A 19,759-nucleotide genomic window follows, 5' to 3' on the forward strand; every position below is an offset into this window, starting at 1 on the left:
AATTTTATGTACCTTGGGCATAAAGAATTCAAAAATGAAATCGCTTTTTAGTCCCGAGGCCCACAAAGAAATATTGGAACGTATCGATAACCTATCGAATTCTTCCGAAAGGCAATGGGGCAAAATGGAAGTGGGTCAGATGCTGAATCACTGTCAATACCCACTAAAAATTTCGTTAAAAAGATACAATCCCAATAACCGACCCAACATAATGCTGAAACTTATGGGGAAGTTTTTCAAAAAAAGCCTGTACAACGATAAACCATGGAGACAAAACCTTCCAACGGCCAAAGGTTTAAAAGTAACCGAGTCCAAAGATTTTGGCAAGGAAAAAGATAAATTGATAGGGTTGATCAATGATTTCCATCAAGAAAAAGATAAGAAAGAATGGGATGCACATCCGGTTTTTGGCTCGTTTACCCCAGAGCAATGGGGACAAATGCAATATAAACATCTGGACCATCATTTGCGACAATTTGGGGTTTGAGGATCTTATCCAAAAGTTGCCATGGCCTCGTAAAACTCGACCTCATCAATACCCATTTGTTGACATATCCACTTGGCCCCTGCCATACATCTTAGTTTTTCCTGTCCAGAAATTTTCAAGGGCATTTCACCATCCGGGGTATCCACAAACACTTCACCATCCATTACTTGGTATGCCGGGGTTGAATATGGAAATTTTCGGATAGGGTTTTCAGATGCTTCGACCCGCTTTTTAACCTCGACATCCTCCTCATTATAGGTAATGCTGCCGCCTTTTACAACACTGTCCACAAACTTAGCGTACGTCTCGGCATTGTTATCAAAATCTGGTTGCACCGAAGTTTCATCATAATAAATATCGCTCAATAAAGCTATGTTCGGGCGAATGGATTGGAGTTGGTAACCTCCTTCCACGATTACATTTCCACCATCGATGATCACAAAATCGTTCTCCTCTGTCAAACGAATTTCAGTGGGTTTGGACAAGACATAGTCAACCTCAATTTCGTTGTAGACGCAAACATGAAAAACCATGGCAGCAACCGTTGCACTGTTATTGGTCCCCGCTATAACCACCCTAGTTTTAAGTTTGGTCTGCTCGAACAAAAATTGGGAACAGGTCAGTATATTTAAATTGAGTTCCTTTGCCTTGAGCAACTCTGGATTATCAGGTTTTACATTAGGACCGAATACCACTGCGTCCAACCGATCATGGATTTTATCGGTAAACCAACCTGCTTTCTGGGCAATCTGACCCCGCTCTTTTACACCCGATGCGAGGGAATCGTTGAATGTTTCTTCACTGCCGGTTACAGTTGCCCCTTTTTTGTACAAGGCCACGGCCAAATTCAACATGTTTATTTCGCCCAAACCAATAAAATGTACCTGCATCACTTCAAATTAGAGCTCAAAAATAGCCAATGCTAGCAGCATTACAAACCATATGGCTTTATATAAATCTTTATCTTGTGACCAAAACAGAGAACAATGAACCTTTCGGATATAGAACCTAAAGAAATTATGCCTGGTTACCACGGTAAATTAGTGCACGGAGAGCGGATGAGCTGGGTGTTTTGGGATGTGGAACAAAATGCGGAAGTACCCGAACACCAGCACGACCACGAACAGATCATGCACGTAGTGGAAGGTACTTTCGAATTTACCCTGAATGGAGAAAAAGGAGTGTACAAGCCCGGTGATGTTGTAGTAATTCCATCCAACATTCCCCATAGCGGAAAAGCCTTGACACCTTGTAAACTAATGGATATTTTTAGTCCTGTAAGAGAAGAGTACCGATAATCATGAATATATCATTAAAGGGAAAAAAAGCCCTAGTTGGAGGCAGCAGCAAAGGGATCGGCGAAGCCATAGCAAAACAACTTGCAGCTAGTGGCGCCAGTGTGACCCTTATGGCTCGTAGCGCAGGGCGGATGCAGGAGCTCATTATGGAAATGGACAGCTCCCAAGGGCAACAGCACCAATTCCTTTCGGTGGATTTTACAGATTTTGAGGCCTACAAGGTAAAAATATCAGCCTTCTTCGAGACCAATACCGTGGATATCCTGGTCAACAATACACAAGGACCCGAAGGCGGAGGTGCATTGGAAAAGAAAGTGGATGATTATCAGAACGCGTTCGACTTGCTGTTCAAATCGGTGGTATTCACCACGGAACTTGCCCTAAAGCATATGCAAGAGCAACAATGGGGGCGCATCATCAATATAGCATCCATATCGGTAAAGGAGCCCTTGAACTATTTGGCACTTTCCAACACGATACGGGCCGCAGTGGTTACCTGGGCCAAAAGTTTGGCGTACGATGTAGCCAAAGATGGCATTACCGTGAACAGTACGCTAACAGGTTATTTTGATACTGACCGAATTGCCCAGCTAAACTCTAAAAAAGCAGAAAAAATGGGTGTTTCTCCAAATGAAGTGCGCTTCAACATGGAAGAGCAAGTACCTGTAAAACGGATTGGCGACCCAAAGGAATATGGTTATTTGGTTGCCTTCTTGGCATCGGAACAGGCGGCTTTTATTACGGGAACCAATATCCCAATTGATGGCGGACTGCTAAAATCGTTGTAAATTAAAGACTCATTTTATCCTTGAAAATATAAGATTGCCTGCGGGAAACTTCCACCTCTTCCCCATTTTTCATGGTAAGTTTTAACTTCCCGTTGAACCATGGCACTACATTTTCAATATAGTTAGTGTTGACAATCTGTTGGCGATTGGCTCTAAAAAAAGAATCTTGGGGCAATTTTTCCTCAACCTGGTTCAAGGATTTATATAGTAATGGTTTTTTATCCTCAAAATGCACCCTGGTATAGTTCCCAACAATTTCGAACAGGGTAATATCCCCTATTTTAACCAACCAACAGGCTTCCCCATCTTTAATAAAAATTTGACTGGTCTCTGTCAAAACCTTAACGTTGGAAGCAATCTCCTCCTTGGCCACCATTTTTTCACGTACCTTTTCCAAGGCCATATCGAAACGCTTACTGCTAACAGGTTTCAGTAAGTAGTCCAACGCATTGTACTCAAAGGATTTTATAGCATACTCGTCATAAGCCGTGGTAAAAACAGTAATAGGAACCTCATCCAACATTTCCAATAGATCAAAACCATCTTTCTCTGGCATGTTAATGTCCAAAAACAACAAATCCGGCGACTCGGATTCTATCAGCGCCACCCCATCGTCCACATTTTCCGCTTCACCTACTAGCTCTAGATCATCGTGGAGTTTTAAAAGCTCCTTAAGCTCGTTCCTAGCCAGTCTGGAATCTTCTACGATTACCGCCTTTATCTTCATGCCAATGGTATTTTAATTTCTGCCACTACTTCATCGGATATTTCCTCTAATTTAAAGGAAGCTTTATCGGCGTACAACAATTTAAGGCGCTGTTCTATGTTCTTCAACCCCAATTTGGTGGAGCCCTTGGAAAAGTTGAGTTTCCCGGTATTCCGAACAATAATGAACAAGTCGCCGTCCTTTTTATAAATGGACAAGAGCACCCGCCCTCCATTTTTTAGATTGGAAATGCCATGCTTTACCGCATTTTCTATCAACAATTGAATGACCATCGGAGGGATTCTAAGATCGAACGTATCTTCCTCAATTTGTTTTACATACTCCAAACGATCTTCGAACTGAATCTTGGATAGATCGATATAATTGTCCACTACCTCCAGTTCTTCGTGTACCGGGATGTCGTTTACATTGTTTTTGGTCAAGGAGTAGCGGATAATTTCAGAAAGTTTAGTGAGCATCTCCCTGGATTTTTCCACATCTTCCAACATAAGCCCACGGATATTGTTGAGGCTATTGAACATAAAATGTGGATTTATCTGACCTTTTAGCGTATTTAATTGAGCTTGCTTTAAAGTAGTGTTGAGCTCCAACCGTTCAATGCGGTTTTGGTTCACCTTTAAAAGCAATTTGATCACCAAATAGGTAATCGTCCATGCCCCGACCAAAAAGAGCGAATTCAACACTTGGACCATTACTTTATCATAGCCTTCGAACATATGGATTTCCGACTCCGTGAGCTCCGGCCCAAATTCCACATATATATACCCAAAAAGGACATTAAGGAGTCCAAAAATTGCAGAGGCCACCAATGTGGACAAAATAATTTTAATGACTTCTTTGCCTCCAAAGGAATCAAAATGAACGTTCCTTTTAAGGTACCAGCGCAAAATAGCGGTTGAAAACACACCTATAAAAGTTCCAACAACAATCGAAAACACGACCATCTCGAAACTAATTTTTTGGGGAATCAATGCTCCAATAGAGTTAATAAAAACCCATCCTAACAATTGAAGCGTCCAAAACGCAATATTCCTTTTCTTTGAACTTAATTCCATTCGCTAGGGCATCTACTGCCCAAATTTACATTAAACTTACTCGGCACAGACTCTACTACGATTTTTGCGCCGCTTTCCTTTTAAAAAGACTGCAACAGGATTTTCTCTGTGGCAAAAATGCAATCCACATCATGGCGGAGCCAGAATAGAAGAATGGGAAATACATTGCATGTTCCCAGGAATTGAACTTTCCATAGATTCCTATCAACACCCCAAGGATACCCATGGCAAATACTATTTTTTGTTGTGTGCTCAGTTTTTTCATATTGATGAGTTTTTACCCCGATTAAACGGATTATAAAATTATGCTTACTAAAATTGAGATAATAAATTTAGCTAGTGCTATCATGACTGTTCTGCTTTTTAGATTTTATTTCTAAAGCGAAAGTAATGGACAACACTTCTTACGAGAAGTATTTTATGACAAGTGGTAATTTGGGGCAAGTGAACGGTAAATGTACTATGTATGTGCGCCAATAATCCTGTAAACAGTTGATTTTAAGAACTATTTGGGCTGTGGTGGAAATTTGGAGAACACCTTTTTTACCACAGCTTTAAGTTTAGCTTCCCGTACACTGGGCGATGCATTATCCCGAAGTCCGCTCTCTGCCCTAGCCTGCCAAACAAGTGCATCTCGCTGGGCATCTACTAGATCAAACTGAATACTCCTTTGTAAAGTAGGGCCTCCCAATGGCAGTCCAACAGAAATACCACCACCAACATTTCTCCCTGTCCCCCCGATACCGACACCAACATTATTGTTCGGCGCACCTCTGTATTCATCGCTTATTATATTGAAAAAGAGTTCGGGTTCTTCGGCCAATCGGTAGCCACGGGCCTGTAAAGTTGAATCCAGTGCACTTAGAAGACGCCTTTCGTCCAATTGGCTCAGGCCAGACTGCATATCCGGATAATAATTATAGGTAGAGTAACTTAAAAAGTCGATCGTTTTATCATAATCGTAGTTCACCCTTACAGCACTACAGGAGAACAATATGAAGACCGATAGTAAAGAAAGAAATTTGCGCATGATAAATCTTTGGACCCACTTAAATTTAACCAATAAATTGATCGAGAAAGTGAATATTGACGATTAATTGTTCAATAACTTCCAAAGTCTGTCCTTAAGTTGCTGAATACCGAGTCCGCTCACAGAAGAAATAAACATGTATGGGACATCCTTAAAATCTTCTTTCATATCCTCGTCCATTTCCTCTATAAGCTCATCGTCCAACATATCACATTTGGAAATGGCCACCAGGCGTTGCTTATCCAACAATTCGGGATTGTACCTCCTTAATTCATCCAGAAGAATATTATATTCTTGACTGATGTCCTTGCTATCGGCGGGAATCAAGAACAAGAGCGTTGCATTACGTTCAATATGGCGTAAAAAATAGTGTCCCAGACCCTTACCTTCTGCAGCTCCTTCGATTATTCCAGGAATGTCTGCCATTACAAAACTTTGAAAATCCCGATATTCAACAATCCCTAAATTGGGTTTTAGGGTAGTAAACTCGTAATTGGCAATTTTAGGTTTTGCAGAGGTCATTGCGGAAAGCAATGTGGATTTACCTGCATTGGGAAAACCAACCAGACCAACATCCGCCAAAACTTTAAGTTCCAAGGTAAGGTGATCTTCCTTACCGCTTATCCCGGGTTGGGCATATCTTGGAGTTTGGTTCGTGGCACTTTTAAAGTGCCAGTTGCCACGACCTCCCATACCACCTTCGAGAACGATTTTTTCCTCACCGTCCTCGGTTATCTCAAAGAGTATTTCGTTGGTTTCAGTATTTCGTACCACTGTGCCCAAAGGCACCTCCAAGTACACATCTTCGCCATCGGCTCCTGTGCTTCGGCTTTTGCTTCCGTGCTCACCGTGACCTGCCTTAAAATGCTTTTTAAACTTAAAATGGACCAAAGTCCATAGATTTTTGTTCCCTTTTATGATCACATGACCTCCTCTACCGCCATCACCGCCATCCGGGCCACCTTTGGCCACATACTTTTCGCGACGTAAATGTGCAGAGCCTTTGCCTCCGTTACCAGAAGTGACGTGGACTTTTACATAATCCACAAAATTACCCTCGGTCATAAATCCAATATCTTTTCAAAAGAAACTAATTATAGGGAATCGATCACTTTGCTCAAACGCCCGGTAATCTCATCAATGCCACCTATCCCGTTTACGGAGTGGAACTTCCCTTGTTTTTCATAATAGGCTTTCAGGGGAGCGGTTTTTTCGTTGTACTCATCAAAACGGTTGCGGATCTTGCTTTCGTCCTGATCATCGGAGCGACCACTGCTCTTGCCCCGCTCCAAAAGGCGTTGTACCAAAATATCGTCCTCAGCTTCCAATGCAATGGTAGCGTTCACCTTCATATCCTTGGACTCCAAGAAATTGTCCAATGCTTCTGCTTGTGCCGCCGTTCTGGGGAATCCATCAAAAATAAAACCTGCCGCTTCCGGGTTTTTTTCGACTTCGTCCTTTAACATATCAATGGTAACCTCATCTGGAACCAAGTCCCCTTTATCAATATAGGACTTGGCCAATTTACCGAGCTCCGTACCGTTTTTAATGTTGTATCGGAAAACATCCCCCGTGGAAATGTGCTTCAGATTATATTTTTCCTTTAGGAACCCTGCTTGGGTACCTTTTCCAGCTCCTGGCTTTCCAAAAAGCACTAGGTTAATCATATCTGTTTGATTTAATTGGTAAACTTCTCTTAGGTTTCGGCCCAGTTCATTATAATCCAGCCCATACCCTACAATAAAATCATCGGGAATTTCCAGGCCTACATAGTCGATGGCATATTCGCCATTGTACACATCGGATTTATAAAAAAGCGTACCGATCTTAAATTCCTTTACATTGGTATTGGAAAATAAATGGACCAACTGCTTTAAGGTGCGACCGGTATCCACAACATCTTCCAAAATGATCACACTTTTACCCTCCATCTCTTCTGGAACATCGAGGAGGGTTTCCACAATACCCGTTGATGTAAGGCCTTGGTACGAGCTCAACCGAACAAAAGACACCTCGCAAGGGTGTTGATAAGCTTTTAAAAAATCGGAAACAAACATAAAGGCCCCATTGAGCACACCGACAAATAGAGGTGTTTCGTCCTTGTAATCCTCAGCGATCTCTTGGGCCATTTTTTCAATGGCGGCGAGGATTTTTTCTTCCTTAATATAGGGCTTAAAATACTTGTCGTGGAGCTTAATCAATGTGTTCAAGTTATCATCAGGTTGGCAAAGATAATATTTTTAAAGCTGCTAGGCCCGTTCAACTTTTATACCCTCGTGGATTTCACGTATTTTTGCTCACATTCAATTCACAAATCAATGCAAATTTTCTCTTCCGACTTTAAACTGGGAATTTTAGGTGGTGGACAACTGGGCAAAATGATGCTTTACGAAACCAGGAAATGGGACATACAGACCAAAGTGATGGATGCTTCGGTCGAAGCCCCTTGCAAAATAGCCTGTAACGAATTTATTCAGGGAAGCCTGATGGATTATGATGCTGTTTTGGCATTTGGAAAAGATGTAGATGTACTTACCATAGAGATCGAGAACGTAAATATAGATGCACTCGAAAAATTAGAGCACGAAGGAATCCAGGTTTATCCCCCGACCAAAACTCTAAGAACCATCCAGAACAAGGCCGTGCAAAAGTTGTTCTATACCGACCACAACATACCTACTGCCCCATTCACCCGATTTGCCTATACTTCAGAAATTGAGGACAGCATTCACAATGGAGGACTTTCCTTTCCATTCGTATGGAAAAGCGCCCAATTTGGTTACGACGGACAGGGCGTTAAGGTGGTCCGTAAAATAGAGGACCTTAAAGAGCTGCCCAATGTTGAGTGCATTGCCGAAAAAATGATCGATTTTAAAAACGAGCTGGCCGTTGTAGTTGCGCGAAACACTAAAGGTGAAGTTAAAACATACCCTGTTGTGGAAATGGAGTTTCACCCAGAAGCCAATCAGGTGGAATATGTTATCTGTCCAGCACGAATTGACGATGCCGTAGTCAAGAAGGCCCAAGAAGTGGCCTTAAAGGTTTCCGAGCACATGAAACACGTAGGGTTATTGGCCGTGGAAATGTTCCAGACCAAGGATGATCAGATTATGGTAAACGAGTCTGCTCCAAGACCTCATAACAGTGGCCATTACAGCATTGAGGCCTCGTACACCAATCAGTTCGAACAGCATATTCGTGCCATTTTGGGCATGCCTTTAGGAAAAACCGATAGTAAAGTGGCCGGAATTATGGTTAATTTGGTCGGTGCCGAGGGCCATACCGGGAATGTGGTTTACGAGAATATCGACAAAATATTGGAAATGGACGGGGTTACCCCACACATTTATGGCAAAAAGCAAACACGTCCGTTCCGTAAAATGGGCCATGTAACCATCGTGGACGAGAATATGGCCATAGCCAGAGAAGTGGCCCAGCAGGTAAAGGAAACCATTAAAGTGATAAGCAAATAAGATATGAGCAAAGTAGCCGTGATCATGGGAAGCACAAGTGACCTTCCCGTTATGAAAGACGCCATCGATATTTTAAAAGAATTGGGAATTAATGTGGATGTGGACATTGTTTCGGCCCACAGAACTCCCGAAAAATTGTTCAGTTTTAGCAAAAATGCCCACATCAATGGGTATTCGGCCATTATTGCGGGTGCAGGAGGTGCAGCGCACTTGCCCGGAATGGTAGCTTCCTTATCTCCCCTGCCCGTTATTGGAGTCCCCGTTAAAAGTAGCAATTCTATAGATGGTTGGGATTCAGTGTTATCTATTTTACAAATGCCAGGAGGTGTTCCCGTGGCCACAGTAGCCCTTAACGGTGCCAAAAATGCCGGAATCCTTGCCGCCCAGATTATCGGAAGCTCCAATAGTGAGATTATGGACAATATTATTTCCTACAAAGAAGGACTAAAAGAAAAGGTGATCAAAGGAGCCGAAGAGGTCAAGAAAACTTTTTAATGCCACTAAAGTGATTTAGTACAAACACTAAGAAATATATGAACAACCCATTATTGGAACCTTTTAACGAAGCTCCTTTTTCCAAAATAAAAAACGAACATTTTAAGCCTGCTTTTCTTCAGGCCATCGAGGATACCAAAAAGGAAATCGATGACATTGTGAAGAACCCAAAACCTCCAACTTTCAAAAACACGTTGGAAGCTTTGGATTTTTCCGGACAACAATTGGACCGTATTTCCAGTATATTTTTCAATCTAAATTCAGCGGAAACCAACGAAGAAATTCAAAAAATCGCACAGGAAGTCTCCCCACTATTATCGGAATTCAGCAACGACATCACTTTAAACGAGGACCTGTTCAACAGAATTAAAACTGTTTACGAACAACGCGATTCTTTAGACCTTACCACGGAGCAGCAAACCCTTCTTGAAAAGAAATACAAGAATTTCAGCCGAAATGGTGCCAACTTAAAAGAAAAAGAAAAAAAACGCCTACGAGAAATCGATGCGGAACTCTCCAAATTAAAGCTCACGTTTGGCGAAAACGTGCTGGCCGAGACTAACAAATATGAAATGTTGCTAACGGATGAAAAAGATGTGGATGGCCTTCCCGAAGGCACCAAGGAGGCGGCAGCGCAACTAGCAGAATCCAAAGGCAGGCAAGGCTGGCTGATTACCTTGGACTATCCGAGCTATATCCCGTTTATGAAATACGCCAAGAACAGGGAATTGCGCAGAGAACTTTCTTTAGCTTTCGGCAGCAAAGGGTTTCATAATGACGAGCTGGACAATCAAGAAAATGTAAAAAAAATCGTAAACCTGCGCTTTGAGCGTGCCAATTTGCTCGGTTATAAAACCCATGCAGATTTTGTTCTGGAAGAGCGCATGGCGGAGACCCCCGAAAAAGTACTTGACTTCCTGAACGAACTTTTAGAGAAAGCCAAACCAGCCGCCGATCGCGAGTTTGCTGAATTGGAAGCGTATGCCAAAGAGTTGGATAATATTGATCGGCTTGAAAAATGGGACAGCGCCTATTATTCCGAAAAATTGAAGCAGAAACTCTTTGATCTGGACGATGAAAAACTAAAACCCTATTTTAAACTGGAGAACGTGATCAACGGCGTTTTCAAAGTGACCGAAAAACTGTTTGGACTCACTTTTAAAGAGGTTGACACAGTGGACAAATACCACGAAGAGGTAAAAACTTTCGAGGTTTACGAGAACGATAATTTTTTATCGCTCTTCTATGCCGACTTCCATCCAAGACCGGGTAAACGTGGCGGCGCATGGATGACATCTTTTAAGCCACAATACACCTTGAACGGTAAAAATAGTAGACCACACATAGCAAACGTATGTAATTTTACCAAACCAACAGCCTCAAAACCTTCCTTGCTCACTTTTAACGAAGTGACCACGCTTTTCCATGAGTTTGGACATGCCCTGCACGGGATGTTGGCCAACACCACTTACCCTAGTTTATCCGGCACTTCGGTATACTGGGATTTTGTGGAACTGCCAAGTCAAGTAATGGAAAACTGGTGCTACGAAAAAGAGGCTCTGGAACTTTTTGCCCATCACTACGAAAGTGGGGAGTTGATTCCCATGGAACTTGTCGAAAAGATAAAGGAATCGGTAACTTTCCAAGAAGGTATGGCTACGGTACGCCAATTGAGCTTTGGTCTTTTGGACATGGCATGGCATGGAAAAGATCCATCTAACATCAAAAACGTTAAGGCATACGAAACAGCTGCATTTGAAAGCACCAACCTGTTCCCTGAAACACCGGAAACATGTATGAGCACATCATTTTCACACATCTTCCAAGGCGGGTATTCATCCGGCTACTATAGTTATAAGTGGGCCGAGGTCTTGGATGCCGACGCCTTTGCCCATTTTAAGGAAAATGGAATTTTCAATACTAGGGTGGCCGATAAGTTCAAAGAACATGTCCTCTCGAAAGGAGGCACAGAAAACCCAATGGACCTTTACAAAAAGTTCAGGGGAGCCGAACCCAACATTGATGCATTGCTCGAACGGGCAGGTTTGTTGAAAACCAATTGATTTTAAAGTCAATCTTGATTGATATCATAAATTAGAGTTATATTGTTCTATGACTTAACGGTTTACCAAATACAAATGAAACGGGCAAAACAAATGTCCTAAACAATAATGCTATGTTCCCCCTAAATGTAATCAACCTTTAAAATGAAGCATTGGGATATTGAAGATATCAGCACAAGGGATTTGTTCGAAAAAACCTTAAAGATCGCAAAGGTCGGCATATATGAACTTAGCGTTGCATCCAATACAATATATTGGAGCGGAGTTACCCGAGAAATTACGGAAGTGCCAAGCGATTTTGTGCCAACACTGGAAAATATCAAATATTTTTTCAAGGAGGGAAATTGTAGGGAACAAGCCATACAGGCATTACACCGGGCAAAGGAACATGGAGAGCCTTTTGATCTGGATGTGGAAATGATAACCGCCAAAGGAAATCAGCGATATGTACGGAATATAGGATATCCAGAGTTCAGGAATGGCAATTGTGTTAAAATCATTGGCGTTCTACAGGATATTACGGAGCGAAAAAGAATAAAATTCGATTTGACCCGAAAGAACCAGCTCCTAGGTTTTGCCGAAAAAATGGCCCATATAGGCCATTGGAGAATAGATCCGGTATCCCAAAAATTCACTTGGTCCGAAAATATGTACAGGATAGCCGACCTTAAAATCGGTGTTCCAATGACCTTGGAAAAATATTTAAAACACATTCCCGGAGAGGATAGAAAAAAGATCTTGGAGCATATAGACAAATGCAACGAAACCAAGATATTTGAACCCTTCACCCACAGAATAAAACACAAAGATGGCAGTATACACCATTTTAAAGTCTTAGGAGAGATCATTGTTAATGAACAGGGAGAAATAGATCAGATAATCGGCACCTCTCAGGATATAACGGAATTTGTGCATCAGAAACAAGAATTAATAAAAAAGAACCAACAACTCAACAACGCCGAAAAAATCGCAAAAATTGGACACTGGCGCTGGTGTTTAGATACCGACACAGCCTATTGGTCGGATAACTTATATGAAATATCAGGAGTTGACAAAAACATCAAAGTTGATACCGAAGTATTTTTGAACACCATTTTCCATGAAGACAGAGAAGCCGTTAAGGCAAATATGGAAAACGCTGTAGCTACAAGAAATTTTGAGCCCATTGTTTATCGTATCCAGTTAAAAGATGGAACCCTAAAAACCATTAATACCGTTGGGCAGGCTATAACGGACAGCAAAGGAATGGTCCAGGAAATTCTGGGCACGTGCCAAGATATTACCGAACAAACCATAAAGGAACAAGAACTCATCTTTAAGAATCAGCAGCTCAACCTTGCCGAAAAGATGGCCAAAATCGGCAACTGGAAATGGAACGCACTTACCAATGAAGTACAATGGTCGGATAACTTATACGACATCTACGGACACCCAAAAGACGCAGACTTAAGTTATGAAGTGTATTTAAACTATGTACATGAAGATGACCGACCTTTTGTGGAACGAAAGATAGGTGAAGCAGCAGAAACAGGGGTTTACGAAGACCTTAACTATCGTATCCGGTTACAAGATGGTTCCGTAAAAACCATTAAATCCACTGGAATTGTCAATGTGGCCCATGGGCAAACCATTGAAATGCTGGGCACATGCCAAGATATTACCGATCAATTCAACAAAGCTCAAGAGGTAATTCAAAAAAACCAACAAATGACCTTTGCCGAAGAACTGGCAAAAATAGGATATTGGGAATGGGATGTAGTGAACGACCATCTTACTTGGTCCGACAACATGTACCGGATCTTTGACATGGAGGTGGGCACTCCCCTTGGTTTTGAGAATGTGGTTGAAGCCATTCACCCCGGCGACAGGGATATGTTCCGCGCCCATGCAGAGGAATTTATTGCAGAAAAAAAGTTCAGAAAGTTCATGCACCGCATTGTTTACGATAGTGGAGCGGTAAGAACCGTTGAACTTTATGGCGAGGTGGTAACGGACAGAGCAGGAAATGTTCTAAAAATGGTTGGGATCACACAGGACATTACAGAACAACGTATGTCCGAAATTAAGTTCCGGGGCCTATTGGATTCCGCACCGGACACAATGATCATTGTAGACACAAAAGGTCTGATACAATTGGCCAATAAACAAGCGGAAAAAATGTTCGGGTACAAGGCAACCGAACTTGTAGACCAACATGTTTCCATGCTCGTACCCAATCGTTTATGGGATACCATGGAGTACCACGCCAACATATTTTTTAAAGACCCAAAACATACAGGACTGCCCGCTGATCTCGATTTCTATGTACAAAACAAAGCTGGTTTTCAAATACCCATACAAGTTACCCTTAGTCCTCTTGTAACCTCCGAGGGACTGTTGGTCTCCTTGGCCATTCGGGATATTACCGAACAAAAACAGAGCGCCCATCGGATTTTGGAAACCAATAAAAGTTTAAAGGAATCCGCAAACAAGCTAAAAATCCAGAATAAGCAACTGGCCGAATTCAACCATATAACATCGCATAATCTGCGATCGCCGGTGAGCAACCTAAGTTCCCTGATCAATATTTACAAGACGGAGGACGACAGTGACCTGCGAGAGGAGCTCATAGAAAAAATGGAATCTGTTACCAATCATTTAACCTGGACTTTGGACACACTAGTAGAGTCCTTGGTAATAAAAAACAAGACCAACGTTGCCCTCGAAGAGACCATTTTTGAATCTATCCTCCAGAAGACAAAGGATATGCTCGCCGCCCAAATACTGAAGACCGAAGCAATTATTGAACATGATTTTTCCGAAGTCGAAAGCGCCATGTACAATAAAATTTATTTGGAAAGCATTTTCCTGAATCTGATCAGCAATTCGTTAAAGTATAGGGACGAGAATAGAAAACCTAAAATATTGGTGAAGTCCAAAATAGAAAATGGAAGGACCCAACTGGAATTTCGGGACAACGGACTGGGCATCGACCTTAAAAAAAACGGACATAAATTGTTTGGATTTAGCAAGGTGTTCCATCGTAACAAGGACGCCAAAGGCGTGGGCCTTTTTCTGACCAAGGCACAAATAGACGCCATGGGCGGAAAAATTTGGGCCGAAAGCGAACCGGGCATCGGCACATCCTTTTTTGTTAACCTAAATCATTGACCCCCATGAAACCTATCAATGTATGTATAGTCGACGACGATGATATCTATCAATTTACCATGAAGGTGACCATAAGAAACATCCCTACGGTAAAATCTACCCAAGTTTTTACCGACGGCGCCCAAGCACTCGAATATATCATCAACAATAAAAATGATAAGGATGCACTGCCCGATATTATTTTTCTGGACATCAACATGCCTGTAATGGATGGGTTCCAGTTTATGGATGAATTCGTTGATCTACTGCCAAAGCTGAACAAACCCATACAGGTATATCTTGTATCCTCTTCCATTGACCCTAAAGACATCCGCAAGGCCAAAAGAAACGATGCCATTACCGATTATTTGATCAAACCGCTAAAATCGGAACAGGTAAAAAACATCCTGACCCAATTCAAATAAACTCAATTTTCCTTTTTTTTATAGAACTAAATTGTTGTTAAACCACAAACAATGTGTTAGGTAGGAGCAATTCATACGTCTAACCTGCCTCAAAACCTATGTTAAAACGCCAAAAACCATTACTTTTGGTTATTCGATAGGAATATGACCAAACATAAACTTCAACCGGACACTTGGGTAGATCAATATGCGGATTACCTCTTTAACTATGCAGTATCCCGTGTAAGCGACACAGAAATTGCAAAGGATTTGGTTCAGGAGACCTTTTTTGCAGGTCTTAATTCAGCTAAAAACTACAAGGGCGATGCTGCCGAGCGAACTTGGTTGGTGTCCATCCTAAAACGAAAGGTTATAGACCACTACCGAAAAATCAATTCAAAAAAAGGCAAAGCAGAAGTACGTATAAATTATAGTTCCGATACCGATGCTGAAGGTGATTGGCTGGAACAGCAGGTAGCCGACCCTTACAGTAAAGACGGCGACAATGTACTTGAGAACGAGGAATTGGGTGATGCACTACAAGATTGTATATCCAAATTACCCCAAAAACAAGCGTTGGTTTTTAGCATGAAAACCATACAGGGCATGAGCACGGAAGATGTTTGTAATGAATTGGGTATAAATCCGTCCAACTTATGGGTAATGATCCATAGGGCAAGAACTGCATTAATGGGTTGTTTAAACGAAAATTGGTTTTAGCTATGAAGATTTCATGTGAGGAAGCACAGGGCATCTGCGATAAATCCCAATACAAGGAAGCAAGTTTTTGGGATATTATCAAGTTGCGCTTTCACCTGTTTACCTGCAAAGTATGCAAAGGATATTCCAAGAAGAACAACGAACTGACCTCGCTTTGCGATAGGGCCGGACTTACTGTATTGTCCGAAGAAGACAAGGAAAAAATGAAAAGGGACCTGGAAAAAAAGAATGCCTAACCGTATCTTTCCGAAAGCCAAAGCAGACCCAACCAAAAAATAGGGATTGCTTCTATCCAGAACATTACAAAATACTTGGAACGCATTTTTTTACCCATCTGCAAAACAAAAATCAATATTGCGACCAGTATCAGTCTGAGGGCTATTTCCTCGCTTTTCAGGTTGTCCTTTAAAAATGTGATCATAAAGAAAACTAAGGACAATATAGTTCCCAAGCGCCGGGTATTGCGTTCACCCAATAGTTGTGGTAAGGTTCTCAAACTCTTGTGGTCCCATTGTAAATCGCGGATTTCAAACGGTAGAATAAGAATCAAGACCAAAAGCATCCTCTGGATAAATGTAACTGCAAAATCCCAATCCAAGGGCATATCGGCATCCAAAACCGGCAGCAAGACCGTGAATCCGGCCCAAACAAAGGCCACAATATACACTTTAAGACCAGCTAAATTCCTTAAGTTCCTGGCCCTGGGCAATAAAGGAACTGCATAAAGTACGGACAATACCGCAAGACAAATGGTTGCCACCCATATTTTGGCATCCAATCGCATCAGAAAAAGAATGGCCATACCGAACGACAAAAAACTAAAAACCTGGATAAGCTTGTGGTACGCATTGGATACGATTATATACTTATAGGCCTCTACCCCATATTTTATAAAGTTGTAACAAACTATCACACTAAAAAAAATAAAGCCCAAAAGATATATATCGGTAGAGCTGCCCATCAAATAAAATGTTGCCCCGGCCATAGAAATAACCGAAACGGCCACATGGATACTGGCATCGAGATAAAAGTCGAATATAGCTTTTAAGGTTCGCATCAAATCATTGTCGCTTCTATTTCACTCAAGGTTAATTTGTGGTTAACAACTTTGTTCCCGCGATATTCAAAATTGACCATTTTCATCGAATTTATCCCTAATTTTGTGCACTTTATTGGATTGAACATGAACACAGAGGTTTTTGCTGCCAGGCACATTGGCATTACAGAAAAGGACTTGCCCCACATGCTCGAAACTATTGGGGTCAATAGTATGGATCAACTCATTTATGAGACTATCCCCGATGACATCAAATTAAAAAAGACACTTGATCTTCCCGAAGGGATAAGTGAACACGAATTCCTGAGCCACCTTCACCAACTGGCCGAAAAGAACAAGGTTTTTAAAAGTTATATCGGGCTGGGATACCATGAAACCTTGACACCATCGGTGATCAAACGAAATATATTGGAAAACCCGGGGTGGTACACCGCTTACACGCCTTATCAGGCCGAGATTGCCCAAGGAAGACTGGAAGCATTGCTTAACTTCCAGACCATGGTTTCCGACCTAACCGGAATGGAAATTGCCAATGCCTCGCTTTTGGACGAAAGTACCGCTGCGGCCGAAGCGATGACCATGTTGTTTGAATTGCGCAGTCGTCCCCAGAAAAAAGAACAAGTAAGCAAGTTCTTTGTATCCGAAGAGATTTTGCCGCAAACATTGAGCTTGCTCAAAACGCGGGCTATACCTTTAGGTATAGAATTGGTAGTGGGCAACCATGAAACTTTTCAATTTTCCGATGATTTTTATGGCGCTATGTTACAGTATCCCGGAAAATACGGTCAGGTCCATGATTATGCATCCTTTGTGGAAAATGCAAAAGCCAAGGATATAAAAGTGGCCGTTGCCGCCGATATTCTAAGTTTGGTTATGCTGACCCCTCCCGGAGAATGGGGCGTAGATGCCGTGGTGGGAACTACACAACGCTTTGGTATCCCCTTGGGTTACGGAGGACCGCACGCTGCTTTTTTTGCCACCAAAGAAGAATATAAGAGAAGTATCCCGGGCCGTATAATCGGTGTTACCAAAGATACTGATGGTAACCGTGCCTTGCGTATGGCATTACAAACAAGGGAACAACATATTAAAAGGGACAAGGCCACCTCCAATATTTGTACCGCCCAAGTACTATTGGCCGTAATGGCCGGGATGTACGCCGTTTATCACGGACCGGATGGATTAAAATACATCGCCGAAAAAGTACACGGCTATACTAAAAAATTGGCCAAAAGTCTGGAAGCTTATGGGTTTGACCAAGTAAACTCTTCCTATTTTGACACTGTACAAGTAAAAGTCAAAAACACAAAGCGCCTTAAAGAGCTTGCCGAGAAGAAAGGCATCAACCTATTTTATGTAGATGGGGAAACTGTGTCCGTTTCGATGAATGAATCCGTTTCGGAATCGGATTTGAACACATTGATATCTTGTTTCCTTGAATCACACAATTTACAGGAAAAGTCTTTAAAAGACTTAGAATTGGACGATGCCATTCCGGCCGGTCTTCAAAGAAAAGCTCCATTTATGGAGCATGAAGTCTTCAACTCCTATCATTCAGAAACCGAGTTGATGCGCTACATCAAAAAATTGGAGCGTAAGGATTTGGCACTGAACCACTCCATGATTTCCTTGGGTAGCTGCACTATGAAGCTCAATGCTGCTTCGGAAATGCTACCATTAAGTTGGCCACAATGGGGCAATATCCATCCCTTTGTCCCACTGGATCAGGCACAAGGCTATCAAGAAGTTCTTCAATCCTTGGAGGAACAACTGAACGTTATTACAGGTTTCGCTGCCACATCACTACAACCTAACTCGGGAGCCCAAGGTGAATATGCCGGCTTAATGGTCATACGCGCTTACCACGAATCTCGTGGCGAAGGACACCGTAATATCTGTATTATTCCGGCGTCTGCACATGGCACCAACCCTGCTTCTGCCGTAATGGCCGGAATGAAAGTGGTGGTGACCAAAACAGATGACCAAGGAAATATTGATGTAACCGACTTGGAGGAAAAAGTGGTTAAACATGCCGAAAACCTTGCAGCCTTAATGGTAACCTACCCTTCCACCCATGGGGTTTTTGAATCATCCATAAAACAGATCACCAAACTGATACACGACCACGGTGGTCAAGTTTACATGGATGGTGCCAACATGAACGCTCAAGTAGGCTTGACCAATCCGGCCACCATAGGTGCAGATGTATGCCACTTAAACTTACACAAAACATTTGCCATTCCACACGGTGGCGGTGGGCCCGGAGTTGGGCCAATTTGCGTAGCTGAACAATTAAAACCGTTCTTACCGTCCAATCCCGTGGTTAAAACGGGTGGAAAAGATGCTATTACCGCCATATCCGCAGCTCCATGGGGCAGCTCATTGGTATGTTTGATTTCCTATGGGTATATTAAAATGTTGGGAGCCGAAGGTTTGACCAATGCTACTAAAGCTGCTATTTTGAATGCCAACTACATAAAGGACCGATTAAAAGGAAAATTCGATGTTCTTTATGCCGGTGAACGGGGCCGAGCTGCACATGAGATGATCGTGGATTGTCGTCCGTTTAAAGCCAATGGCATAGAAGTTACCGATATCGCAAAGCGATTGATAGACTATGGCTTCCATGCCCCAACGGTATCGTTCCCTGTAGCCGGCACTTTAATGATAGAGCCAACAGAAAGTGAAAGCCTGGCAGAACTCGATAAATTCTGCGACGCCATGCTTTCCATAAGGCAAGAGATCGATGAGGCCACAGCTGGAGAGCCCAACAACGTACTAAAAAATGCACCCCACACGCTTGGTATGCTAACCAACGATTCTTGGGATTTTCCCTATTCCAGAGAAAAAGCCGCCTATCCGTTGACCTATGTTGCCGAAAATAAGTTTTGGCCTAGTATTAGAAGAACCGATGAAGCTTTTGGGGATCGTAATTTAATTTGTACCTGTGCACCGATTGAAGAATACATGGAGGCTTAAAAACCTCGATGAGCATTGATGTATAGCCCTGAAGACGTTATTCCTTCAGGGCTT

General features: G+C 42.2%; 19 protein-coding genes. 11 read left to right on the plus strand and 8 right to left on the minus strand.

All coding sequences use genetic code 11. The annotated features are described in order from the left end of the window. The first annotated feature begins 34 nt into the window (after positions 1 to 34). Positions 35 to 487, plus strand: a complete 453-nt coding sequence (locus MJO53_RS03835; protein ID WP_224837404.1) for a DUF1569 domain-containing protein — start codon at positions 35 to 37, stop codon at positions 485 to 487. A 5-nt stretch (positions 488 to 492) separates the two neighbouring features. Here the strand turns inward: MJO53_RS03835 and MJO53_RS03840 are convergent, their stop codons facing one another. Next, positions 493 to 1,377, minus strand: a complete 885-nt coding sequence (locus tag MJO53_RS03840) for a Mur ligase domain-containing protein (protein WP_252080539.1) — start codon at positions 1,375 to 1,377, stop codon at positions 493 to 495. Between the two features lie 96 nt (positions 1,378 to 1,473). Between MJO53_RS03840 and MJO53_RS03845 the strand changes: the two genes are divergently transcribed. Both MJO53_RS03845 and MJO53_RS03850 read left to right on the plus strand, forming a co-directional pair. Beyond that, complete coding sequence (locus MJO53_RS03845; protein WP_252080540.1) at positions 1,474 to 1,785, plus strand: cupin domain-containing protein; 312 nt, start codon at positions 1,474 to 1,476, stop codon at positions 1,783 to 1,785. Positions 1,786 to 1,787: 2 nt separating this feature from the next. After that, on the plus strand, positions 1,788 to 2,573 hold the full coding sequence (locus MJO53_RS03850) for an SDR family oxidoreductase (protein ID WP_252080541.1): 786 nt from the start codon (positions 1,788 to 1,790) through the stop codon (positions 2,571 to 2,573). A 1-nt stretch (position 2,574) separates the two neighbouring features. Here the strand turns inward: MJO53_RS03850 and MJO53_RS03855 are convergent, their stop codons facing one another. The 6 genes from MJO53_RS03855 to MJO53_RS03880 form a co-directional block, all read right to left on the minus strand. After that, on the minus strand, positions 2,575 to 3,300 hold the full coding sequence (locus MJO53_RS03855; protein WP_224837400.1) for a LytR/AlgR family response regulator transcription factor: 726 nt from the start codon (positions 3,298 to 3,300) through the stop codon (positions 2,575 to 2,577). After that, the gene (locus MJO53_RS03860; RefSeq protein ID WP_252080542.1) at positions 3,297 to 4,244 is read right to left on the minus strand and encodes a sensor histidine kinase; all 948 of its coding nucleotides are present in this window, start codon (positions 4,242 to 4,244) and stop codon (positions 3,297 to 3,299) included. The genes MJO53_RS03855 and MJO53_RS03860 overlap by 4 nt, the downstream gene beginning before the upstream one ends. Positions 4,245 to 4,410: 166 nt before the next feature. Further along, positions 4,411 to 4,620, minus strand: coding sequence for a hypothetical protein (locus MJO53_RS03865; RefSeq protein ID WP_224837398.1), 210 nt, complete (start codon positions 4,618 to 4,620; stop codon positions 4,411 to 4,413). Positions 4,621 to 4,860: 240 nt separating this feature from the next. Then, a complete protein-coding gene (locus tag MJO53_RS03870; RefSeq protein ID WP_252080543.1) occupies positions 4,861 to 5,385 on the minus strand; it encodes a DUF4136 domain-containing protein in 525 nt (174 codons plus the stop codon). A gap of 63 nt (positions 5,386 to 5,448) precedes the next feature. After that, entirely contained in the window at positions 5,449 to 6,450 is a 1,002-nt protein-coding gene (obgE, locus tag MJO53_RS03875; RefSeq protein WP_252080544.1) for a GTPase ObgE, read from the minus strand. 29 nt (positions 6,451 to 6,479) lie between these two features. Beyond that, positions 6,480 to 7,586, minus strand: coding sequence for an adenylate kinase (locus MJO53_RS03880; RefSeq protein WP_224837584.1), 1,107 nt, complete (start codon positions 7,584 to 7,586; stop codon positions 6,480 to 6,482). Positions 7,587 to 7,703: 117 nt separating this feature from the next. Between MJO53_RS03880 and MJO53_RS03885 the strand changes: the two genes are divergently transcribed. The 7 genes from MJO53_RS03885 to MJO53_RS03915 all read left to right on the plus strand — a co-directional run bounded on the left by MJO53_RS03885 (position 7,704) and on the right by MJO53_RS03915 (position 15,905). Further along, positions 7,704 to 8,858 carry a 5-(carboxyamino)imidazole ribonucleotide synthase gene (locus MJO53_RS03885; protein ID WP_252080545.1) on the plus strand — a complete coding sequence of 385 codons (1,155 nt, stop codon included), beginning with the start codon at positions 7,704 to 7,706 and terminating at the stop codon, positions 8,856 to 8,858. A gap of 3 nt (positions 8,859 to 8,861) precedes the next feature. Beyond that, on the plus strand, positions 8,862 to 9,353 hold the full coding sequence (gene purE / locus MJO53_RS03890) for a 5-(carboxyamino)imidazole ribonucleotide mutase (protein WP_252080546.1): 492 nt from the start codon (positions 8,862 to 8,864) through the stop codon (positions 9,351 to 9,353). Between the two features lie 38 nt (positions 9,354 to 9,391). Beyond that, the gene (locus tag MJO53_RS03895; protein WP_252080547.1) at positions 9,392 to 11,416 is read left to right on the plus strand and encodes a M3 family metallopeptidase; all 2,025 of its coding nucleotides are present in this window, start codon (positions 9,392 to 9,394) and stop codon (positions 11,414 to 11,416) included. A gap of 144 nt (positions 11,417 to 11,560) precedes the next feature. Beyond that, positions 11,561 to 14,566, plus strand: coding sequence for a PAS domain-containing sensor histidine kinase (locus tag MJO53_RS03900; RefSeq protein ID WP_252080548.1), 3,006 nt, complete (start codon positions 11,561 to 11,563; stop codon positions 14,564 to 14,566). 5 nt (positions 14,567 to 14,571) lie between these two features. Continuing rightward, positions 14,572 to 14,970, plus strand: a complete 399-nt coding sequence (locus MJO53_RS03905; protein ID WP_224837391.1) for a response regulator — start codon at positions 14,572 to 14,574, stop codon at positions 14,968 to 14,970. A 144-nt stretch (positions 14,971 to 15,114) separates the two neighbouring features. Continuing rightward, positions 15,115 to 15,669 carry a sigma-70 family RNA polymerase sigma factor gene (locus MJO53_RS03910; RefSeq protein ID WP_224837390.1) on the plus strand — a complete coding sequence of 185 codons (555 nt, stop codon included), beginning with the start codon at positions 15,115 to 15,117 and terminating at the stop codon, positions 15,667 to 15,669. Positions 15,670 to 15,671: 2 nt separating this feature from the next. Continuing rightward, positions 15,672 to 15,905 carry a hypothetical protein gene (locus MJO53_RS03915; RefSeq protein ID WP_224837389.1) on the plus strand — a complete coding sequence of 78 codons (234 nt, stop codon included), beginning with the start codon at positions 15,672 to 15,674 and terminating at the stop codon, positions 15,903 to 15,905. Here the strand turns inward: MJO53_RS03915 and MJO53_RS03920 are convergent. Continuing rightward, the gene (locus MJO53_RS03920) at positions 15,902 to 16,726 is read right to left on the minus strand and encodes a hypothetical protein (protein WP_252080549.1); all 825 of its coding nucleotides are present in this window, start codon (positions 16,724 to 16,726) and stop codon (positions 15,902 to 15,904) included. The two genes, MJO53_RS03915 and MJO53_RS03920, sit on opposite strands and share 4 nt — an antisense overlap. Before the next feature lie 126 nt (positions 16,727 to 16,852). Here MJO53_RS03920 and gcvP point away from each other — a divergent pair, with 126 nt between their 5' ends. Further along, positions 16,853 to 19,705, plus strand: a complete 2,853-nt coding sequence (gene gcvP, locus MJO53_RS03925; protein ID WP_252081218.1) for an aminomethyl-transferring glycine dehydrogenase — start codon at positions 16,853 to 16,855, stop codon at positions 19,703 to 19,705. The last annotated feature ends 54 nt before the right edge of the window (positions 19,706 to 19,759 follow it).

The organism is Flagellimonas marinaquae, assembly GCF_023716465.1.
GTDB classification, from domain to species: Bacteria; Bacteroidota; Bacteroidia; order Flavobacteriales; family Flavobacteriaceae; genus Flagellimonas; species Flagellimonas alginolytica.

Bases quoted from the DNA above. Each gene is read 5' to 3' on its own strand.
- MJO53_RS03835 (WP_224837404.1), top strand. From the start codon at position 35: ATGAAATCGCTTTTTAGTCCCGAGGCCCACAAAGAAATATTGGAACGT.
- MJO53_RS03840 (WP_252080539.1), bottom strand. From the start codon at position 1,377: ATGCAGGTACATTTTATTGGTTTGGGCGAAATAAACATGTTGAATTTG.
- MJO53_RS03845 (WP_252080540.1), top strand. From the start codon at position 1,474: ATGAACCTTTCGGATATAGAACCTAAAGAAATTATGCCTGGTTACCAC.
- MJO53_RS03850 (WP_252080541.1), top strand. From the start codon at position 1,788: ATGAATATATCATTAAAGGGAAAAAAAGCCCTAGTTGGAGGCAGCAGC.
- MJO53_RS03855 (WP_224837400.1), bottom strand. From the start codon at position 3,300: ATGAAGATAAAGGCGGTAATCGTAGAAGATTCCAGACTGGCTAGGAAC.
- MJO53_RS03860 (WP_252080542.1), bottom strand. From the start codon at position 4,244: ATGGTCGTGTTTTCGATTGTTGTTGGAACTTTTATAGGTGTGTTTTCA.
- MJO53_RS03865 (WP_224837398.1), bottom strand. From the start codon at position 4,620: ATGAAAAAACTGAGCACACAACAAAAAATAGTATTTGCCATGGGTATC.
- MJO53_RS03870 (WP_252080543.1), bottom strand. From the start codon at position 5,385: ATGCGCAAATTTCTTTCTTTACTATCGGTCTTCATATTGTTCTCCTGT.
- obgE (WP_252080544.1), bottom strand. From the start codon at position 6,450: ATGACCGAGGGTAATTTTGTGGATTATGTAAAAGTCCACGTCACTTCT.
- MJO53_RS03885 (WP_252080545.1), top strand. From the start codon at position 7,704: ATGCAAATTTTCTCTTCCGACTTTAAACTGGGAATTTTAGGTGGTGGA.
- purE (WP_252080546.1), top strand. From the start codon at position 8,862: ATGAGCAAAGTAGCCGTGATCATGGGAAGCACAAGTGACCTTCCCGTT.
- MJO53_RS03895 (WP_252080547.1), top strand. From the start codon at position 9,392: ATGAACAACCCATTATTGGAACCTTTTAACGAAGCTCCTTTTTCCAAA.
- MJO53_RS03900 (WP_252080548.1), top strand. From the start codon at position 11,561: ATGAAGCATTGGGATATTGAAGATATCAGCACAAGGGATTTGTTCGAA.
- MJO53_RS03905 (WP_224837391.1), top strand. From the start codon at position 14,572: ATGAAACCTATCAATGTATGTATAGTCGACGACGATGATATCTATCAA.
- MJO53_RS03910 (WP_224837390.1), top strand. From the start codon at position 15,115: ATGACCAAACATAAACTTCAACCGGACACTTGGGTAGATCAATATGCG.
- MJO53_RS03915 (WP_224837389.1), top strand. From the start codon at position 15,672: ATGAAGATTTCATGTGAGGAAGCACAGGGCATCTGCGATAAATCCCAA.
- MJO53_RS03920 (WP_252080549.1), bottom strand. From the start codon at position 16,726: ATGCGAACCTTAAAAGCTATATTCGACTTTTATCTCGATGCCAGTATC.
- gcvP (WP_252081218.1), top strand. From the start codon at position 16,853: ATGAACACAGAGGTTTTTGCTGCCAGGCACATTGGCATTACAGAAAAG.